Here is an 18,952-nt window from a genome sequence, read left to right as displayed (position 1 = left end):
GGTCAGGGACGCAGGGTGAGGCTGGTTACAAGCACCGCCTACGCGGCCACCAGGCTCTGGATCAGGGCGCTCAGGGCCGGGGCGTGGGCCGGGTGCCGGGCGATGAGCTCGGCGATCTCGGAGATGACGCGGTGGCGGGCGGTGGGTTCGGTGGGAGGCCAGTCCACGTCTCCGGGAGGGAGACCAGCACCGGCCAGGATGCCGGCGGCGCCGAGGTGGGCCGTCGCGCTGAACGGGTCCCCGTGGGCGGCGAACTCCAGTAGGGCGATGGCCTGCAGGAGGTAGGGGTCGGCCTCGGGCTCGGCGAGGAGCCGCCGGATCCTGCCGTCCAGGGCGGGGCGCTCTTCGACGTACCGGTAGGCGTGGGGGACTCCGTCCGCGCGGGCCAGGGTGACCAGTGCGTGGTGCACGGCGGAGTCGGTCGCCTCGGTGTTGGATCCGAGCAGTGCGAGGGCTTGGTCGTGCAGGAGCGCCCCCGCGTTGGCGGTGAGGTAGGCCTGGGACTCCTCCCATGTGGACAGACTCATCCAGGTACGGAGGAGTTCGGCGGTGAGGTGCGGGCGGAAGGCGCTGTCCGGGCCGTCGGCCACTGCCTCGCGTGCGAGCAGCAGGTGGGCTTCGGCGACCGGGCTGGCCAGGGTGAGCTCCTCCAAGGCGGCCGAGGTGTCGGCCGAGCCGAGGTCTTCGGCGTGCTCGTCCCAGAAGGTGCGGGAGTCCGCCCAGGTGGGGCGGTTGATCCACTCGACGGCCAGTTCGATCGCGGCCGGGGGGAGCGCAAGCCAGGACGGGGGCTCCTCCCCGGTCGTCTCGCGCCAGAAGGTGCTGATGCGTGATGCGCTCGCGGCGTCGGCCTGGCGGAGAGCGCGGAGCAGCTGCCGCGCCTGGAATGCGGTCGGATCCGGGCTCCCTGTCCGCGCCGGACCCTGGGCCAGGGTGACGAGGGAGCGCAGGCCGGCGGCGGGGTCCGTCTGGGTGACCTCGAGCTCGGCGCGCCGCAGCGCCAGGTAGCGGACCGCCTCCGGATGCGCGGCCAGGGCCTGCGCGGCCTCGGCATAGCCCGCGAGGGCGTCCTGCATCGTGGCTATGAACGTGAGGTTGTTGAGGGAACCGGCGAGGTTGGGGAGGTAGGCGACCGGGTTGGCGTTGGCGAGCGCCCGGTAGAGGGCGGCGGCTTCGGCGTGGGTGGCCCGTGCGCTCTGCCGGTCTCCGGTCTCCGCTTGGGCGGCAGCGAGGTTGTTGAGGGACGTGGCGAGGTCGGGGCGGTAGGCAGCCGGGTTGGCGTCGGCCAGCGTCCGGTAGATGCGGGTGGCTTCGGTGATGGTGTCCAGTGCGCCCTGCCGGTCCCCCGTCTGCCCTTGGGCGTTGGACAGGTTGTTGAGGGACATGGCGAGGGTGGGCAAGTAGGCGGCCGGGTTGGCGTTGGCGAGCATCCGGTAGATGCGGGTGGCTTCGGTGATGGTGTCCAGCGCGCCCTGCCGGTCCCCGGTCTCGCCTTGGGCGGTGGCGAGGTTGTTGAGGGTGCCGGCGAGGTAGGGGAGGTAGGCGGCCGGGTTGGCGTCGGCGAGCGTCTGGTAGATGCGGGTGGCTTCGGTGATCGTGTCCAGTGAGCCCTGCCAGTCCCCGGTCTCGCCCTGGGCGTTGCCGAGGTTGCTGAGGGTGCCCGCGAGGTCGGGGAGGTAGGCGGCCGGACTGGCGTCGGCGAGCGGCCGGTAGAGGGCGGCGGCTTCGGTGATGGTGTTCAGCGCGCCCTGCCGGTCCCCGACGTCGATCTGTGCGGTGGCCAGGTTGTTCAGGACGCCGGCGAGGTCGGGCAGGTAGGCGGCAGGATTGCTGTCGGCCAGCTCTCGGCGGAGAGCGGTGGCTTCGGTGACGGCGTCCAGCGCGCCCTGCCGGTCTCCGAAATTGCCCTGGGCGTTGGCCAGGTTGTTCAGGGACATGGCGAGGTCGGGGAGATAGGCGGCCCGGCTGGTCTCGACGAGCGTCCGGTAGATGCGGGTGGCTTCGGTGATGGCGTCCAGCGCGCCGCGCCGGTCCCCGGTCTCGCCCTGGGCGTTGCCGAGGTTGTTGAGTGTGCCCGCGAGGTCGGGGAGGTAGGCGGCCGGACTGGCGTCGGCGAGCGCCCGGCTGATGCGGGTGGCTTCGGTGATGGTGTCCAGCGCGCCCTGCCGGTCCCCGGTGTCGCCCTGGGCGGTGGCCAGGTTGTTGAGGACGCTGGCGAGGTCGGGGAGGTAGACGTCCGGGTTCTCGTCGGCCAGCTCTCGGCGGAGAGCAGCGGCTTCGGTGATGGTGTCCAACGCGCCCTGCCGGTCCCCGGTCTGACTTTGGGCATTGGAAAGGTTGTTGAGTGAGGTGGCGAGGTTGGGTCGGTAGCCGACCGGGTTGGCGTCGGCGAGCGCCCGGTAGATGCGGGTGGCTTCGGTGATGGTGTCCAGCGCGCCCTGCCGGTCCCCGGTCTGGCCTTGGGCAGTGGCGAGGTTGTTGAGGGACATTGCGAGGTTGGGGAGGTAGGCGCCCGGGTTGGTGTCGGAGAGCGCCTGATAGATGCGGGTGGCTTCCGTGACGGTGGCCAGCGCGCCGCGCCGGTCCCCGGTGTCGCCCTGGGCGGTGGCGAGGTTGTTGAGTGTGCCGGCGAGGTCGGGCAGGTATGCGGAGGGATTGGCTTCGGCGAGCTGTCGGCGGATCGAAGCGGCTTCGGTCGTCGAGGCCAATGCGCCCTCAAGGTCCCCGGCCCAGCCCTGGGCCGTGGCGAGGATGTTGAGAGCGCCGGCGAGGTAGGGCAGGTAGTCGGCCGGATGGGCGTCGGCGAGGTCCTGATAGAGGTCGGCGGCCTCCCGCGCCGGTGCCACGGCATCCGGTCGCCTCCCGGTCCGGAACAAGGAGGCCGACATGCTGCCCAGCACGCGTGCGAGAGCAGGGCGAAACGCCTCCCCCCGGTCGGCGACGAGCTCACGGACCAGCGCGACGCCCCGCTCGCCCGCCATCGCCGCATGGGCCGCGAGCGACCGCCGCAGGTAGGGGTTCGCGGCCTCCGCCTCCGTGGTCTCCGCCGTCTGCTCGCGCAGGAGGCCGGTCAGGGCGCTCGCCACGCGGTACGCGGCCCCCTCGGCCCCGTCGCGGGCGGACCGCAGGTGCCCCACGAACTCGCGGTGGTACAGGCGGTACACCGCCTGTGTGCCGTCGCTGTCCTCCACCACGTAGCGGCCGTACGTGTTCAGCAGCCAGTCCACGTCCTCGGGCCCGTACACGGTGTCCCCGGAGGCGAGGGCCGAGGCCGCCGTCTCCCAGACCCCACGTGCCGGCATGCCGTTGCCCGCGCTCCAGGCCAGGGCCGTCAGCAGGTCCCGGGCCGCGTGCGGGAGGAGTACGCCGTCCCGCTTCCGCTCCGGGCCCTCCGCCAGGTCTTCCGTGAAGGCGGCGCTGATGGACAGCGGAATGGCCTGCGCCCAGTCCTCCGAGGCCTCCGGTGCGGCCGTGAACCGTCTGATCACCGAGTCCGTCGCCATCCTCGCGAAGAGGAAGCCGCCGGTGTGGGCCGAGGCCCGGTCCGCGATCAGACCGGCCGCCGTCGCCGCGTCCTCGGACGGCAGCTCGCGGGCCTCCAGGCGGAGCCGGCAGTAGGTCCGGATGTCGTGCTCGGTGTCGGCCTCGTCGTCCAGGTCGGACGCGCGCGCCCGGACGCCTCCCAGGCGCCGCACCGCCTCGTCCAGGGGCTCCTGGAGTTCCTCCTGCGGGCGGAAGGGCCGGTCCCGGGAGCCGAGCAGCACGCAGACCAGGCGGCTCAAGGGGGCCAGGAGCTGTTCGACGACCGGGTAGGCCTGGTCGGGGGCCGCCTCGTCCAGGCCGTCCAGGACCAGGGCCGGGAGGCGGTCCGGGCAGGCCGCCGGCCACTTCTTCTCCACCTCGGCGATCAGCGCGGCGGGAGTCTGCGGGACGGGAAGGCCCAGTTCGCGGGCGATGGCCTCGGCCAGCTGCTGCACCGTGTAGCCCCGCAGGTGCAGCGAGGCGTCCACCGAGCCCTCGCCCGGGTCCGGATCCTCCGGTGCGAGGGCCCCGTGCTCCAGGATGTCCGCCCGGTGGACCGGGTCGGACAGGGTCGCGACGCGGCCGAGCACGGCCGACTTGCCGCAGCCCGCGCTGCCCATCACCAGGAACAGGCCCGGCTGCCGGGCCTCCAGCCACTCGGTGATCTGCCCCAGCACGTTGCGCCGGCCGCTGAAGAACCAGCCCCCGTCGTCCACGGGCGCCCCGCGGCTCGCCTGCACCAGGTGCTCGACCAGCTCCGGCTCCGAGGCGGCCTTCCGCAGCGGGTTGTCGAACATCAGCTTCGGCTCGCCGAACATGGCCGGAACCGGCTTGTGGCCCACCTCGGCCGGCCACTGGGCGAGCACGGTGTGGATGACGGTGGCCCCGCTGACCCGCCCGTTCCGGCTGCTCCACTCGTGCTTGTAGTCCTCGCTCCCCGGCCCCTCGCGCAGCACCCGGGTGAGGGTCTCCAGCAGGATCCCGGCGGCCTCGGCCTTCTCCTGGGGACGGCTGCTCGCGAGCACCCCGAGCCAGCCGGCCCGCTCCCCGGGCAGGTTCTGCGAGGTCAGCTTGGCGAAGGCGGTGTCCAGGGACTCCATGACCCCCGCGCCCGCATGGCAGGTGTCGATGAGCAGCAGCATCTGGTCCGCGCCGCTGCGCAGGGCCGCCTCCGTCAGGAGGTTGGCCGAATATGTCTCATCCCCGTAGCGGGCGTCTTCGGTGTCGTGCAGGACCAGGCGCAGTTCCTGCCGGTCGAGCACCCCGTGGCCGGACCAGAGGATGACGGCGGGGCCCCGGCGCCGGTCGGCGCTGCGGCCCGTCGCCCAGTCCTTCACCGCGGGGACGAGGTCGGGCTGTCCGGGGTCCGGCAGCACGGTCGGCGTGTAGCCCCGGGTCTCCAGCAGTGCGCACAGCTCCCGCATCTGGGCGGTCGCGCCGGTCAGGGCGGGGAACTTCGCCGCGTGCCGGTAGTTCTCGACGACGACCCCCAGGGCCGTCCCGTGGATCTCGTCGGTGCGCTCACTCACCGGCTGCTCCCACCAGGGACAGGGCCGTCACCGTCGTCTCCGGGTGTGCGGTCACCCGTACCGCCAGCCGGTACGCGCCGGGGTCCGGCGCCGCGAACGCCGTCGTGTACCGGCCCTCGCCGAGGGGGCGCAGCGTCCGGGACAGCGGCCGGCTCCCGTCGGCCGGGCGGAGCTCCGCCGTGAGGTGGAGGGCGTCGTGGTCCGTGACCTCCGGCGGGACCGTCACCGCGACCTCGTACGCCTCTCCCGCCGCCGTCAGCGGGGGAGCGAGGACGCTCAGCGGGACCTCGCCGTCCTCGCCGCGGTGGAACGGGCGCTCGTGGCCCAGCAGGCCGGCCAGGGCGTCCCGTACGCCCCGGTTGTTCTGGAGGGAGCCGTGCTGCTCGCAGGGGGTGTGGGCCTCGTCGACCGCGTAGCCGGTGTTGTCGGCGTTCGCGGGGCGGGCGGAGAGGCGCGGGACCGTGCCGTCGCCGCGCTCGTCGATGCCGTTGACGAGCCACAGCGGGGTGAGCCCGCGGTCGCTGATCTCCGCCGTCGTCAGGGTGGGCTGGCGGATGCCCGTGATGGCGTGCAGGGGCGTGGGGCCGGGGCGGGCGGCGGAGCGGCGCAGGTCCGCGTGGAAGCGGGCCGCGTCGGCCAGCAGCCCGGGGTCGATACCGGGCAGGCCCGGCAGGTCGCGGGCGTACGCGAGACCGCCCGGGCCCTGCACGCACGCGTAGTCGGGAGCCAGCTGGTGCAGCGACGGCAGGCTGCGCGCGAACGCGCTGAGGTCGACGCCGAGCGGCCCCCAGCCCTTGCGCAGCCCGTTGACCAGATGGCCGAGGGCGTCCAGGGAGCCGCGGTGCGGGGTGCCCAGGGTGATCAGGCGCCGGGTGACCTCGTGACCCCCGAGGACCTCCACGTAGTGGCGGGCCACCAGCCCGCCCATGGAGTGGCAGATGAAGACGACCCGGGCGTCGGCGCGCTCGGGCGCGGAGGCCCGCCAGCGCTCCAGTGCGCGGGCGACGGTCTTCTTCAGCCGCTCCGCGTTGTAGCGGCACGACAGGCGCCAGTCGTACGGGAAGGGGACGAGGTTGTCCCCGGTGGTCAGGCTGAAGGAGCGTTCCAGCCAGTCCACGAGGCCCGTGTAGCCGTCGACCGGCTGCCAGATCCCGGGGATCGCGTGCAGGTCGGGCATGAGACCGGTGGGGACCACCCCGTCGTCCGGGTGGCCGTCGCCGATGTCCTTCGGGAGGCGCAGGCGGTTCACGGACCGGCCGAAGGTGCGCAGACCGTGCCACAGGGCGCCGCCCGACAGGTCCCACACCGGTGTGCCGTCGGCGTCGGCCAGCCGGCTGCCCATGATGCCCGGCAGTACCACCACAAGATCGTTCACTCGTGCACGTGACATGCATGCCCCCCGCTGGCCGTCCTTGGACCGGCAGGGTAAGACGACGGCGCCCCTGCCCGGAGTGGTTTCCGGACAAGGGCGCCGAACGTGTGACTGCCGCTTCGCGGCGCGAGCCTTACAGGCCGAGCTCGACCTCGAACTCGCCGGCCTCGAGGATCGCCTTGACGGCCGAGAGGTACCGGGCCGCGTCCGCGCCGTCCACCAGGCGGTGGTCGTAGGACAGGGTCAGGTACGTCATGTCGCGGATGCCGATGTTGGTGCCCTCGGCGGTCTCGATGACCACCGGGCGCTTCACCGTGGCACCGATGCCCAGGATGGCGACCTGGTTCGGCGGCACGATGACCGTGTCGAACAGCGCACCGCGCGAGCCGGTGTTGCTGATGGTGAAGGTCGCGCCCGACAGCTCGTCCGGCGTGATCTTGTTGCCGCGGACCTTGGCGGCCAGGTCGGCGGTCGCCTTGGAGATGCCCGCCAGGTTGAGGTCACCGGCACCCTTGATGACCGGGGTCATCAGGCCCTTCTCGGAGTCCACGGCGATGCCGATGTTCTCCGAGTCGAAGTAGGTGATGGTGCCCTCGTCGTCGTTGATCCGGGCGTTGACGACCGCGTGGGCCTTCAGCGCCTGGGCGGCGGCCTTGACGAAGAACGGCATCGGGGACAGCTTGACGCCCTCGCGGGCGAGGAAGCCGGCCTTGGCCTTCTCGCGCAGCTTCATGATCTTGGTGATGTCCACCTCGACCACGGAGCTGAGCTGCGCCTGCGAGTGCAGGGCCTTCATCATGTTCTCGCCGATGACCTTGCGCATGCGGGTCATCTTGACGGTCTGACCGCGCAGCTCGGACACCGCGGCGGCCGGGGCCTTCGCGGCGGGAGCGGCGGCGGCCGGGGCAGCGGCGGCGGCCTTGGCGGCCTCGGCGGCGGCCAGGACGTCCTGCTTGCGGATGCGGCCACCGACGCCGGTGCCCGTGACCGTGTTCAGGTTGACGCCGGACTCCGTGGCGAGCTTGCGCACCAGCGGGGTCACGTACGCGCCCTCGTCACCGGCGGAAGCCGGGGCGGCGGGAGCGGCGGGCGCCACCGGAGCCGGAGCGGCCACGGGGGCCGGAGCCGGAGCGGCGGCCGGAGCCGGAGCAGCGACCGGGGCCGGGGCCGGGGCGGCCACGGGGGCCGCGGCGGCCGGAGCCGGAGCGGCGGCCGGGGCGGCAGCCTGGACCGGAGCCGGAGCGGCGGCCGGGGCGGCAGCCTGGACCGGAGCCGGGGCGGCGGCGGCCGGGGCCGCGGCGGGAGCCGCACCCGCGACGCCGATGACGGCCAGACGGGCGCCGACCTCGGCGGTCTCGTCCTCGCCGACCAGGATCTCCAGCAGCGTGCCGGAGACCGGCGCCGGGATCTCGGTGTCGACCTTGTCCGTGGAGACCTCGAGCAGCGGCTCGTCGGCCTCGACGGACTCGCCGACCTGCTTCAGCCAGCGGGTGACGGTGCCCTCGGTGACGGACTCGCCCAGGGCGGGGAGCACGACATCGGTGCCGGACGCCGCGGGGGCGGCGGCGGGGGCGGCGGGAGCCTCGGCGGCCGGGGCGGGGGCCGCGGGGGCCTCCGCGACCGGAGCCGGGGCAGCGGCGGCGGGCTCGGCGGCGGCCGGAGCCGCGGCCGCGGCCGGGGCGCCCGAACCGTCGTCGATGACGGCCAGCTCGGCGCCGACCTCGACGGTCTCGTCCTCGGCGACCTTGATGGAGGCCAGGATGCCGGCGACGGGCGAGGGGATCTCGGTGTCGACCTTGTCGGTCGAGACCTCGAGCAGCGGCTCGTCTGCCTCGACGCGCTCGCCCTCGGCCTTCAGCCAGCGGGTGACAGTGCCCTCAGTGACGCTCTCGCCGAGCGCCGGAAGGGTTACGGAAACCGACATGGTTTCTGTTGCTCCTTACGAATGTGCGGAAGTGGTCGTCGCGCCCGGACGATTAGTCGTGGGAGTGAAGCGGCTTGCCGGCGAGGGCCAGGTGGGCCTCGCCCATCGCTTCGTTCTGGGTCGGGTGCGCGTGGATGAGCTGCGCGACCTCGGCCGGCAGAGCCTCCCAGTTGTAGATCAGCTGGGCCTCGCCGACCTGCTCGCCCATCCGGTCACCGACCATGTGGACGCCGACCACGGCACCGTCCTTGACCTGGACGAGCTTGATCTCGCCCGCGGTCTTGAGGATCTTGCTCTTGCCGTTGCCCGCGAGGTTGTACTTGAGGGCCACGACCTTGTCCGCGCCGTAGATCTCCTTGGCCTTGGCCTCGGTGATGCCGACGGAAGCGACCTCGGGGTGGCAGTAGGTGACGCGCGGGACACCGTCGTAGTCGATCGGGACGGTCTTGAGACCGGCCAGACGCTCCGCGACCAGGATGCCCTCGGCGAAGCCGACGTGCGCGAGCTGGAGGGTCGGGACGAGGTCGCCGACGGCCGAGATGGTCGGCACGTTGGTCTGCATGTACTCGTCGACCAGGACGTAGCCGCGGTCCATCGCGACGCCCTGCTCCTCGTAGCCCAGGCCCTGCGAGACCGGGCCGCGGCCGATGGCGACCAGCAGCACCTCGGCCTCGAAGGTCTTGCCGTCGGCCAGCGTGACGCGCACGCCGTTCTCCGTGTACTCGGCCTTGTCGAAGAAGGTGCCGAGGTTGAACTTGATGCCCCGCTTGCGGAACGCGCGCTCCAGCAGCTTCGAGCTGTTCTCGTCCTCGACCGGGACGAGGTGCTTGAGGCCCTCGACGACGGTCACGTCGGTGCCGAAGGACTTCCACGCCGAGGCGAACTCGACGCCGATGACGCCGCCGCCCAGGACGATGGCGGACTCGGGCACGCGGTCCAGGACCAGGGCGTGGTCCGAGGAGATGATGCGGTTGCCGTCGATGTTCAGGCCCGGCAGCGACTTCGGCACGGAGCCGGTCGCCAGGAGCACGTGGCGGCCCTGGATGCGCTGGCCGTTCACGTCGACGGAGGTCGGCGAGGAGAGGCGGCCCTCACCCTCGATGTAGGTCACCTTGCGGGAGGCGACCAGGCCCTGCAGGCCCTTGTACAGGCCCGAGATGACCTCGTCCTTGTACTTGTGCACACCCGCGATGTCGATGCCCTCGAAAGAGGTCTTGACACCGAACTGGGCGGCTTCACGAGCCTGGTCCGCGATCTCGCCCGCGTGCAGCAGAGCCTTCGTGGGGATGCAGCCGTTGTGCAGGCAGGTGCCGCCGAGCTTGTTCTTCTCGATCAGGGCAACGTCCAGACCCAGCTGGGATGCGCGCAGCGCCGCGGCGTAACCGCCACTGCCACCGCCGAGGATCACTAGGTCGAAAACGGTGCTGGCGTCGTTCGCCACGTCACGTCCTCCATGCATGTGCGCCGGGCACCGGTCCTCTGTGACCGGGCGGCGGCTGGTAATCGGCCGCTAGTTCTTCGGCCCTGTGGTGGGGGCCCTGTCCTGCCGAGAACCCATCTTCGCATTTGTCGGCGGAACGCGGGACGCCGGGCCCACGATGTGGCAGGTGGTTCTGCCCGAAGTAAGGGTTACCAGTGCGTAGAAACCTACGGATTTCGTTGTCGGTGAACATGCCTCAAGCCTTGATCAAGTCGCTGACCAAGGCTTGAGGCATCTCACATCCGGCGCTGCGGGGCTACATCAGCCCAGGTCACCGGTGGCCGTACGCTCGGCCAGCCGCACCAGGGTGCGCACGGCGGAGCCGGTGCCGCCCTTGGGGGTGTAGCCGTACGGGGCGCCCTCGTGGAAGGCCGGGCCCGCGATGTCGAGGTGGGCCCAGGTGATGCCCTCGCCGACGAACTCCTTCAGGAAGATGCCGGCGACCAGGCCGCCGCCCATGCGCTCGCCCATGTTCGCGATGTCGGCGGTGGGGGAGTCGATGGACTTGCGCAGCTCGGCGGGGAGCGGCATCGGCCACGAGGACTCGCCGACCTCCTCGGCGATCTCGTGGACCGAGGTGCGGAAGGCGTCGTCGTTCGACATGATCGCGAAGGTGCGGTTGCCCAGGGCCACCATCATCGCGCCGGTCAGGGTGGCGACGTCGACGATCGCGTCCGGGTTCTCCTCGGAGGCACGGGTCAGCGCGTCACCGAGGACCAGGCGGCCCTCGGCGTCCGTGTTGAGGACCTCGACGGTCTTGCCGCTGTACATGCGCAGCACGTCGCCCGGCTTGGTGGCGGTGCCGGAGGGCATGTTCTCGGCGAGGGCGAGCCAGCCGGTGACGTTGACCTGGAGGCCCAGCTTCGCGGCCGCGACGACGGAGGCGAAGACGGCGGCGGCGCCGGCCATGTCGCACTTCATCGTCTCGTTGTGGCCGGCCGGCTTCAGGGAGATGCCGCCCGAGTCGTAGGTGATGCCCTTGCCGACGAAGGCCAGGGTCTTCTCCGCCTTGGGGTGCGTGTAGGAGAGCTTCACCAGGCGCGGCGGGTTGTCGGAGCCCTTGCCGACGCCCATGATGCCGCCGAAGCCGCCCTTGACGAGCGCCTTCTCGTCCAGGACCTGGACCTTGACGCCGTTCTCCTTCGCGGTCGCGGACGCGACGGCGGCGAAGGCCTCGGGGGTGAGGTCGTTCGGCGGGGTGTTGACCAGGTCGCGAGCGATGTTGACCTCGGTCGCGACGACGGTGGCGCGCTCGGCCGCGGCCTTGTGCTCCTTGTCGCGCGGCTTGGCGCCGAGCAGGGCGATCTCGCCGAGCGGCTGCTTGGGGCCGCCGTTCTTGTCGGCGTTCTTGGAGGTCTTGGTCTCGCCGCCCTGGTAGGCGGTGAAGGTGTACGCGCCGAGCAGCGCGCCCTCGGCGACGGCGGTCACGGCGGAGGCGTCGTCCAGCGGGAGGGCGAAGGCGGCCTTCTTGAAGCCGTGCAGGGCGCGGGCGGCGGCGCCGGCGGCGCGGCGCAGCACCTCCTCGTCGAACGACTCGTCCTTCTCGGGGACGGAGCCGAGCCCGACCGCCAGCACGACCGGGACCTTCAGGCCCGCCGGGGCCGGCAGCTTGGTGATCTCGCCTTCGGTGCCCGAGGCGCCGACGGCGTCGAGCACGGCGGCGAGCTTACCGTCGTACGCCTTGTCCACGGCCTCGGCGCCTGCGGCGACGACCGGACCCTTGGGGCCCTTGGCGACGCCGACGACGAGGGCGTCGGCGCGCAGCGTCGCCGCGCCGGCAGTGCTGAGAGTCAGAGCAGTCACGGTGGTGAAGTCTCGCTTCCGTTTGTGGGTGTGGGCCGAGTGGGTGGACGGCCGTCCGTGGCGATCGTATTCCGGCCCGACAGCTGCCAGAAATGAGCCTACGCGTACGGACTCTGCCGTACGCCACTCGAAGGTTTGGCAAGTTGTTCGATCAAGAAGCCTGGAGATTCACCCATCCGTGGACTCTGCTCCAGGTTTGCCCCGTAGACCTGACGAGGTCCGAAAGACTCGGTCCACTCTCGCAAGGGGACGCGGGGTTCCTTTGCATGATTTCCACAGAGCCTCCCCGGCCCGGCCGACCGCCTCGGGCCGCGTCGAGGGATGCCTGCGGGGGGAAAGGCCGAAATGGTCAACAAGAACCGGATGAACAGGCTCGCCGCCGCCATGGCCGCGGCAGCCCTGGTGTCCGTGGCAGTACCCGCCGCGACCGCCCAGGCGGCCACGGCTCCGCGCATCGACCTGAAGGTGCTGGTCGTCGACGACGGCGGCAGCTCGGTCGAGGCCATCACCGCGGAACTCCGCGACACCGGAGTCCCGTACACGCGGATCCAGCTGGGCAGCAGCGGCCGCCCGGTCATCAACGCGGGCTTCCTCAGCGACACGGTCGACGGACGCCCCCGCGCCAAGTACCAGGGCGTCGTCCTGCCGAACGAGAACCCCTTCGGCGAGGGCTCCGCCGAGATGGCCGCGCTCACCGCGTACGAGACGACGTACGGGATCCGCCAGGTGGACGCCTACACCTGGGCCCACCCGGGCGTCGGACTGGAGTACACCGACAACGGCGGCTTCAGCGGCCAGCTCGACGGCACCCAGGCCGCGGTGACCCCGGCCGGCAAGGCCGGCCCCTTCGCCTACCTCGGAGGCCAAGTCGCCTTCGAGGACAACTCCGCCCTCGTTCCAGAGAGCTTCGGGTTCATGGGCAAGCCGCGGCCCGGCTACACCAGCTACCTCGACGCCCCCGTCGGCTCCGGACGGGCCTCGCTCGTCGGCGAGTACACCCACGACGGGCGCAGCGAGCTGGTCGTCACCTTCGGCTACAACCAGTACCAGCAGCAGTTCCGGCTGCTGGCCCGCGGCATCGTCGACTGGCTCACCCAGGGGGTCCACCTCGGCCAGAGCCGCAGCTACTTCGCCGTCCACGTCGACGACGTCTTCGCGCCCGACGCCCGCTGGAACAAGGAGCTCAACTGCACGCCCGGCGACTACGCCTGCCCGGGCGGCGAGGGCCTGGAGAGCACCATCCGGATGACCGCCGCCGACGCCCAGTACGCGGCGCAGTGGCAGACGTCGAAGAACTTCAAGCTCGACATGCTCTTCAACGGCGGCGCCGGCGAGGAGTGGAAGGCGGAGAACGGCGGCACCGACGCCCTCACCGCCCAGCTCGTCGCCGACCGGGCCAAGTACCGCTGGATGAACCACACCTACACCCACCCGTTCCTCGGCTGCGTCCAGAACACCGCCACCATCCCCTGGACCTGCGTCAAGAACGCCCAGGGCGCGGTCCAGTACATGAGCCGCGCGGAGATCTCCGCGCAGATCCGCGACAACAACAACTGGGCCGCCTCCAAGGGCATCGCGACCGACCGGACCGAGCTCGTCACCGGCGAGCACTCGGGCCTCAAGACCAACCCGCAGCAGCCCCAGGACAACCCCAACCTGGCCGGCGCCCTCGCCGACAACGGCGTGAAGTGGGCGGGCAGCGACAACTCCCGCGAACCCGCGCAGCGGGCCGTCGGCTCCGCGCTGACGGTGCCCCGGCACCCGATGAACGTGTACTACAACACGGGCACCAACGCCGAGATGGCCGACGAGTACAACTGGATCTACACCAGCCGCGCACACGGCGGCAGCGGCATCTGCGAGGACAACCCGGGCACCTCCACCTGCCTGCCCGCCCCCGTGGACCTCAACACCGGCTACCTGGACCACATCGTCCCCCAGGAAGCCCGCACCGCCCTGCGCCACGTGCTGGGCAACGACCCGCGCCCGCACTACGTCCACCAGTCCAACCTCGCCGAGGACCGCACCCTCTACCCGGTGCTCAACCAGGTCCTCGACACCTACCGGTCCCTCTACGCACCCAGCGCCCCCATCGTCAACCAGACGATGAAGGAGGCCGGCGTCGAGCTCGGCCGCCGCGCCGCCTGGGACAAGGCCCTCGCCGAGGGCAAGGTCACCGCCTACCGCATCGGCACGGCCGTCACCGTCAAGGCGCCCGCCGGAGTCGTCGCCCCGGTCACCGCCCCCAACGGCACCAAGAAGCAGCTCCTCCTCGGATTCGCCGACTTCGGCACCGCCTACGCGGGCACCCGCTCCACCTGGACCGGACCCGAACTGCTCCAGAGCGCCGTCACGCTCAAGCTGCCCAGCTGACCGTACGGGCCTTCAGCAAGCCAAGCACGCCGAGTAAGCCGAGTAACACGGCGCCGGCGCTCCGCGAAACCACGGGCGCCGGCCCCTTTCACGTCCTGGGGGGACACACCGCATGAGCCATGGGCGCCATGTCACCATGCTCACCGAAGGCACCTACCCGCACGTCCACGGGGGCGTCAGCACCTGGTGCGACCAGCTGGTCCGCGGTATGCCGGAGGTCGACTTCAACGTCATAGCCCTGACCGGCTCCGGACGCGAGCCGGTCACCTGGGAACTCCCGCGCAACGTCTACCGGCACACCTCGGTCCCGCTCTGGGGTCCCCCCGGACGAGGCCGCCGGACCGCCCTGCGGGGCAAGGCCCACCGCCGCTTCACCGAGGTCTACGAAACCTTCCTGCTGTCCCTGCTCGAACCCGGCCGCGGCCCCGGCGACCACCGCTTCTCCGCCGCCCTGCGCGAACTCGCCGTCCTGGCCCGCGCCGGCCGCCTCGCCCCCGCCCTGCGCTCCGAGTCCGTGCTCCGCCTGCTGATGACCGTGTGGACCCGCCCCGGCCTGACCACCGCGGCCGCCGAGCCCACCATCCACGACGCGCTCACCGCCACCGACCTGCTGGAACACGCGCTGCGCCCGCTCAGCGTGCGGATCCCGCCCGACAGCGTCGCGCACGCCGTCAGCAGCGGCCTCGCCACCCTCCCGGCCCTCGCCGCCAAGTACCTCGACGAGGTGCCCTTCCTCCTCACCGAGCACGGCATCTACCTGCGCGAGCGCTACCTCGGCTACCGCACGGCCGCCCAGCGCTGGCCCGTCAAGGCCCTGCTGCTCGGCTTCTACCGCGAGCTCAACACCGAGGGATACCGGCAGGCCGACCTGATCACCCCCTGCAACCAGTACAACCGCCGCTGGGAAGAGCGCGGAGGCGCCGCCTCCGACCGGATCCGCACCGTCTACAACGGCGTCGACCCGCACGCCTTCCCCGAGGCCGGCCCCGAACCCGAGGTGCCCACCCTCAGCTGGTGCGGGCGCATCGACCCCATCAAGGACCTCGAAACCCTCATCCGGGCCTACGCCTTCATGCGCGAGGAACTGCCCGCGCTGCGCCTGCGCCTCTTCGGCCCCGTCCCCGCGGGCTGCGAGGAGTACCGGCTCCGGCTCGAGGCGCTCGCCGCCGACCTCGGCGTCAGCGACGGGATCGCCTACGAGGGCCGCATCGAGCAGGTCGCCCAGGCCTACGCGGCCGGCAGCGTCGTGATGCTCTCCTCCATCAGCGAGGGCTTCCCCTTCAGCATCATCGAGGCCATGTCCTGCGGCCGCACCACCGTCTCCACCGACGTGGGCGGGGTCCGCGAGGCCGTCGGCGACACCGGCCTCGTCGTCCCGCCGCGCGAACCCGAGACCATGGCCAGCGCCACCCTCGCCCTGCTCCGCGACCCGGAACGCCGCGCCGAACTCGGCCGGGCGGCCCGCAAACGGGTGGTCGAGAAGTTCACCCTGCACCAGTCCGTGGACGGCTTCCGGCACATCTACCGCGAACTCGCCGGCCAGCCCGTCCTGCCCGTCCGCCCCGGCGACGAGTGGACCCAGCGCCTCGCCGACCCCTGGTACCGGGAACTCGCGGCCTTGGGGCATCCCCGGACGGAGTCTGGGGAAGGGAGCCTGTGGTGAGCGGATCCCTCTGGCTGAAGTCCCCGGGCGGCGACACCCTGCCCGCGATCCCCAGGCCGCGCCGCGAAGGCCCGGCGGCGGCCGACCCCATGGACGAACTGCTGTCCCGGCTGGACGGGCTGGCGGCCGCCGCCGTCCACCCCGACGAGATCGCCGCCGTCCTCGAATCCGACGGCATGACCGACGAGTACATCCGGCTCACCTACGGCCGCCACGACTCCTTCGCCCTCGCCGAGGAGCTCTACGCCCGGGTGCCCCGCTCCTTCCCGGAGCCCGAGGACACCCCCGACCCCTGGAAGGTCTCCCTCACCGCCTGCCTCCTGCGCGGGGTGATCTTCGCCCTGCCCGGGCTCGCCTACCTCCTCGGCGCGCCCCTGCTCGACGGCCCGCCCGACCGCCTCGGCCTGCCCGCCGGAACCCTCACCCTGCTCGCCGGAGCGCTCATCGGCTGGGTCTGGGACCAGACCCTCTCCCACCGGGCCTACTCCTGGCTCGGGCTCGGCGACCGGGCCGCCGCCGGACGGACCCTGCTCGCCGGGGCCCCCGCCGGATCCCTGCTGGGCACCGCCGCCGCACTGGCCGTGCCCGGCGGGCCGCCGTTCTCGTACGCCTTCGCCGCGGGACAGGCCGTCTACGTCGGCGCCGCCACCGTCCTGCTCGTCCTCGGCCGGGAGCGGGTGCTGCTCGCCGCCCTCGGCCCGATGGCCGCCGGAGCCCTGCTCGCGCTCTTCGTGGACCTGCCCGTACCGGTACGGATGACCCTCCTCGCGGCCTCCCTGCTGGCCGCCTGCACCCTGGCCGTACGGGAACTCCCGCTCGCCGAGGGGATCCGGGCGGCCATCGCCCGGATCCGCGGCTGGTGGGTCCGCAGGCCCGGCACCGGCCCGGTGCGCTGGCGGATGCTGCGCGGCGCCGAAGAGGAACGGGCGGCGCGCGGCCCGCGGCTCGGGGACTCCGTCCCGTACGGGGTCTTCGGCCTCGGCACCGGCCTGCTCGTGCTGTACGCCGCCCTCGGCGAAGTGCTCGCCGGGGGCCCCGCCGAAGCCGTCGCCGCCCCCTCGGCCGTGGCCCTCACCCTCAGCATGGGCCCCGCCGCATGGCTCCTCCACCGCTTCCGCAGCGGCAGCCTCGCCGGACTCCGGGCGGCCCGCTCACCCCGGTCCTTCCGGCGCCGGATGCTCACCACACTGGCCCGGTGCCTCGCCGTCTACCTGCTGGTGCTGCTCGCCCTCGGGATCGTCGGCACCCTGCTCTGGCCGGGCGCCCCCACCCTCACCGGGACCCGCGGCGCGACCCTGCTCCTGCTCGGCGCCGTGATGTGGACCGGACTGCTCCTCCAGTCCTTCGGCGCGGTCCGGCCGGCGGCCGTGGTCTGCGCCTCGGCCGCCGTCGCCCAGAGCCTGGCCCTGCTCACCGGACTCGGACAGCCCCGCATGGTCCAGCTCGCCGTGGCGGGCGCGGCCGCCGCCGCGCTGGCCGCGCTGGTCTGCCTGCTGCTCGGCCGTGCGACGGCACACCGCTGATGTCCCGGCCGCCGACGCCACCGCCGATGCCCGAGACCCCGTACGAGAAGGACCCCATGCTGCTGGTGCCGCTCTACGAGCACCCCGCCGACCGCCCCGAGGAGTGGGAGCTGCTGATCCGCTCCGCGGGACGGCTGCACTCCGTGGTGCTCAACCCCGACAGCGGGCCCGGCGCGGCCCCCGACGAACGGTTCGCCGCCGTGGCCGGGCGGCTGCGGGACGCCGGGGTGCCCGTCCTCGGCTACGTCGACACCGACTACGGGCGGCGCCCGCACGCGGACGTCGTCCAGGACCTGCTGCGCCACCGCGACTGGTACGAGGCCGACGGCGCCTTCCTCGACCAGGCCTCCGCCGATCCCGAACTGCTGCCCCACTACGGCCGGCTCGCCGTCGCCGCCCGGGCGGCCGGCGCCCGTACCCTCGTCCTGAACCACGGCGTCCACCCGCACCCCGGGTACGCCGCGCTCGCCGACCTGCTCGTCACCTTCGAGGGCCCCTGGGACGCCTACCGGGAAGCGGCCACCGCGCCGCCCTGGACCGCCGACCACCCCGCCCAGCGGTTCTGCCACCTCGTGTACGCGGTCCCGCCGGACGCGCCCGCCGCGGAGCTCGCCCACGAGAGGCGGGCGGGGGTGCACTGCGCGGTCCCCGGGACCGGCGCGCACCCGTGGGGGACCCTGCCGTACGCCCTGGAGGCAGCCGGATGAAGCGTTTCGCCCCCCTGCTGGTCGCGGCGCTGCTGCTGCTCACCGCCTGCACCGCGGACCCGGCGGACGTCGGCGACGACGAGCCGTACCCGTGGCCCGACCAGGCGCCGGGGGAGCGCTGGCGGCCGCCGCCGGGCGTGGACTGGCAGTGGCAGCTCACCGGGAGGCTCGACCTGTCGGTGAAGGCGCCCGTGTACGACGTCGACGGGTTCACCACCACCAAGGCGCACGTCGCCGCCCTGAAGAAGGCCGGCCGCAAGACCATCTGCTACCTGTCCACCGGCGCCTGGGAGGACTTCCGGCCAGACGCGGACGACTTCCCGAAGACGATGATCGGGAAGGGCAACGGCTGGGAGGGCGAACGCTGGCTCGACATCCGGCGGCTGACCGAGCTGGAACCGCTGATCGCCAAACGGTTCGACATGTGCCGCGACAAGGGCTTCGACGCGGTGGAACCCGACAACATGGACGCCTACCGCAACACCTCGGGCTTCCCGCTCACGGCCGAGGACCAGCTGCGCTACAACCGGCTGATCGCGAAGCTCGCCCATGACCGGGGCCTGGCGGTGGGCCTGAAGAACGACCTCGACCAGATCCCGGAGCTCGTCGCGGACTTCGACTTCGCGGTGAACGAGCAGTGCGCGCAGTATCGCGAGTGCGAGAAGCTGACGCCGTTCATCGAGGCCGGGAAGGCCGTGTTCCACGTGGAGTACGAACTGTCCGCGGACCGCTTCTGCGAACGCTCCCGCGAGCTGAGACTGAGCTCCTTGCAAAAACGCCACCACCTGGACGCCTGGCGCCACCCCTGCTAACCCTCCCCACGGGACCCCGCCCCCCAGCGCCCGCCGCACGGGGCCCCGCTCCAGGGGCCTCGCCCACGGGGCCTCGCCCACGGGGCCTCGCCCACGGGGCCTCGCCCACGGGGCCTCGCCCACGGGGCCTCGCCCACGGGGCCTCGCCCCCCACGGGGCCTCGCCCCCCACGGGGCCTCGCCCCCCACGGGGCCTCGCCCCCCACGGGGCCTCGCCCCCCACGGGGCCTCGCCCCCCACGGGGC

The 18,952-nt window shown here is 72.6% G+C and carries 10 protein-coding genes; 5 read left to right on the top strand and 5 right to left on the bottom strand.

The annotated features are described in order from the left end of the window. Positions 1 to 38: 38 nt before the first annotated feature. The 5 genes from ACFWP3_RS33825 to ACFWP3_RS33805 all read right to left on the bottom strand — a co-directional run bounded on the left by ACFWP3_RS33825 (position 39) and on the right by ACFWP3_RS33805 (position 11,630). Positions 39 to 5,051, bottom strand: coding sequence for a tetratricopeptide repeat protein (locus ACFWP3_RS33825; protein ID WP_384228795.1), 5,013 nt, complete (start codon positions 5,049 to 5,051; stop codon positions 39 to 41). Continuing rightward, complete coding sequence (locus ACFWP3_RS33820; protein ID WP_384228793.1) at positions 5,044 to 6,426, bottom strand: hypothetical protein; 1,383 nt, start codon at positions 6,424 to 6,426, stop codon at positions 5,044 to 5,046. Before ACFWP3_RS33820 ends, ACFWP3_RS33825 begins: the two co-directional genes overlap by 8 nt. Before the next feature lie 130 nt (positions 6,427 to 6,556). Then, complete coding sequence (gene sucB, locus ACFWP3_RS33815; protein ID WP_384228790.1) at positions 6,557 to 8,347, bottom strand: 2-oxoglutarate dehydrogenase, E2 component, dihydrolipoamide succinyltransferase; 1,791 nt, start codon at positions 8,345 to 8,347, stop codon at positions 6,557 to 6,559. A gap of 52 nt (positions 8,348 to 8,399) precedes the next feature. Beyond that, positions 8,400 to 9,788 (bottom strand): dihydrolipoyl dehydrogenase, encoded by a 1,389-nt coding sequence (gene lpdA / locus ACFWP3_RS33810; protein ID WP_362298264.1) that lies wholly within the window; start codon positions 9,786 to 9,788, stop codon positions 8,400 to 8,402. A 300-nt stretch (positions 9,789 to 10,088) separates the two neighbouring features. Then, the gene (locus tag ACFWP3_RS33805; RefSeq protein WP_384228788.1) at positions 10,089 to 11,630 is read right to left on the bottom strand and encodes a leucyl aminopeptidase; all 1,542 of its coding nucleotides are present in this window, start codon (positions 11,628 to 11,630) and stop codon (positions 10,089 to 10,091) included. A 345-nt stretch (positions 11,631 to 11,975) separates the two neighbouring features. Here ACFWP3_RS33805 and ACFWP3_RS33800 point away from each other — a divergent pair, with 345 nt between their 5' ends. The 5 genes from ACFWP3_RS33800 (at position 11,976) to ACFWP3_RS33780 (ending at position 18,708) form a co-directional block, all read left to right on the top strand. Continuing rightward, positions 11,976 to 14,003, top strand: a complete 2,028-nt coding sequence (locus ACFWP3_RS33800) for a hypothetical protein (protein ID WP_384228786.1) — start codon at positions 11,976 to 11,978, stop codon at positions 14,001 to 14,003. Positions 14,004 to 14,115: 112 nt separating this feature from the next. Next, a complete protein-coding gene (gene pelF / locus ACFWP3_RS33795) occupies positions 14,116 to 15,666 on the top strand; it encodes a GT4 family glycosyltransferase PelF (RefSeq protein ID WP_384228783.1) in 1,551 nt (516 codons plus the stop codon). After that, positions 15,663 to 17,189 carry a hypothetical protein gene (locus ACFWP3_RS33790; RefSeq protein ID WP_384228781.1) on the top strand — a complete coding sequence of 509 codons (1,527 nt, stop codon included), beginning with the start codon at positions 15,663 to 15,665 and terminating at the stop codon, positions 17,187 to 17,189. Before pelF ends, ACFWP3_RS33790 begins: the two co-directional genes overlap by 4 nt. A gap of 26 nt (positions 17,190 to 17,215) precedes the next feature. Next, positions 17,216 to 17,896: a spherulation-specific family 4 protein gene (locus ACFWP3_RS33785; RefSeq protein ID WP_384228778.1), complete on the top strand. Its 681-nt coding sequence runs from the start codon at positions 17,216 to 17,218 to the stop codon at positions 17,894 to 17,896. Next, positions 17,893 to 18,708 (top strand): endo alpha-1,4 polygalactosaminidase, encoded by an 816-nt coding sequence (locus ACFWP3_RS33780; protein ID WP_384228776.1) that lies wholly within the window; start codon positions 17,893 to 17,895, stop codon positions 18,706 to 18,708. Before ACFWP3_RS33785 ends, ACFWP3_RS33780 begins: the two co-directional genes overlap by 4 nt. Positions 18,709 to 18,952: the final 244 nt, after the last annotated feature.

The sequence above is a fragment of the Streptomyces sp. NPDC058525 genome (assembly GCF_042719495.1).
In the GTDB taxonomy this organism is placed as follows: Bacteria; Actinomycetota; Actinomycetes; order Streptomycetales; family Streptomycetaceae; genus Streptomyces.
The sequence above is the reverse complement of the archived record's forward strand: the minus strand, read 5'-3'. Positions and strand labels throughout refer to the sequence as shown.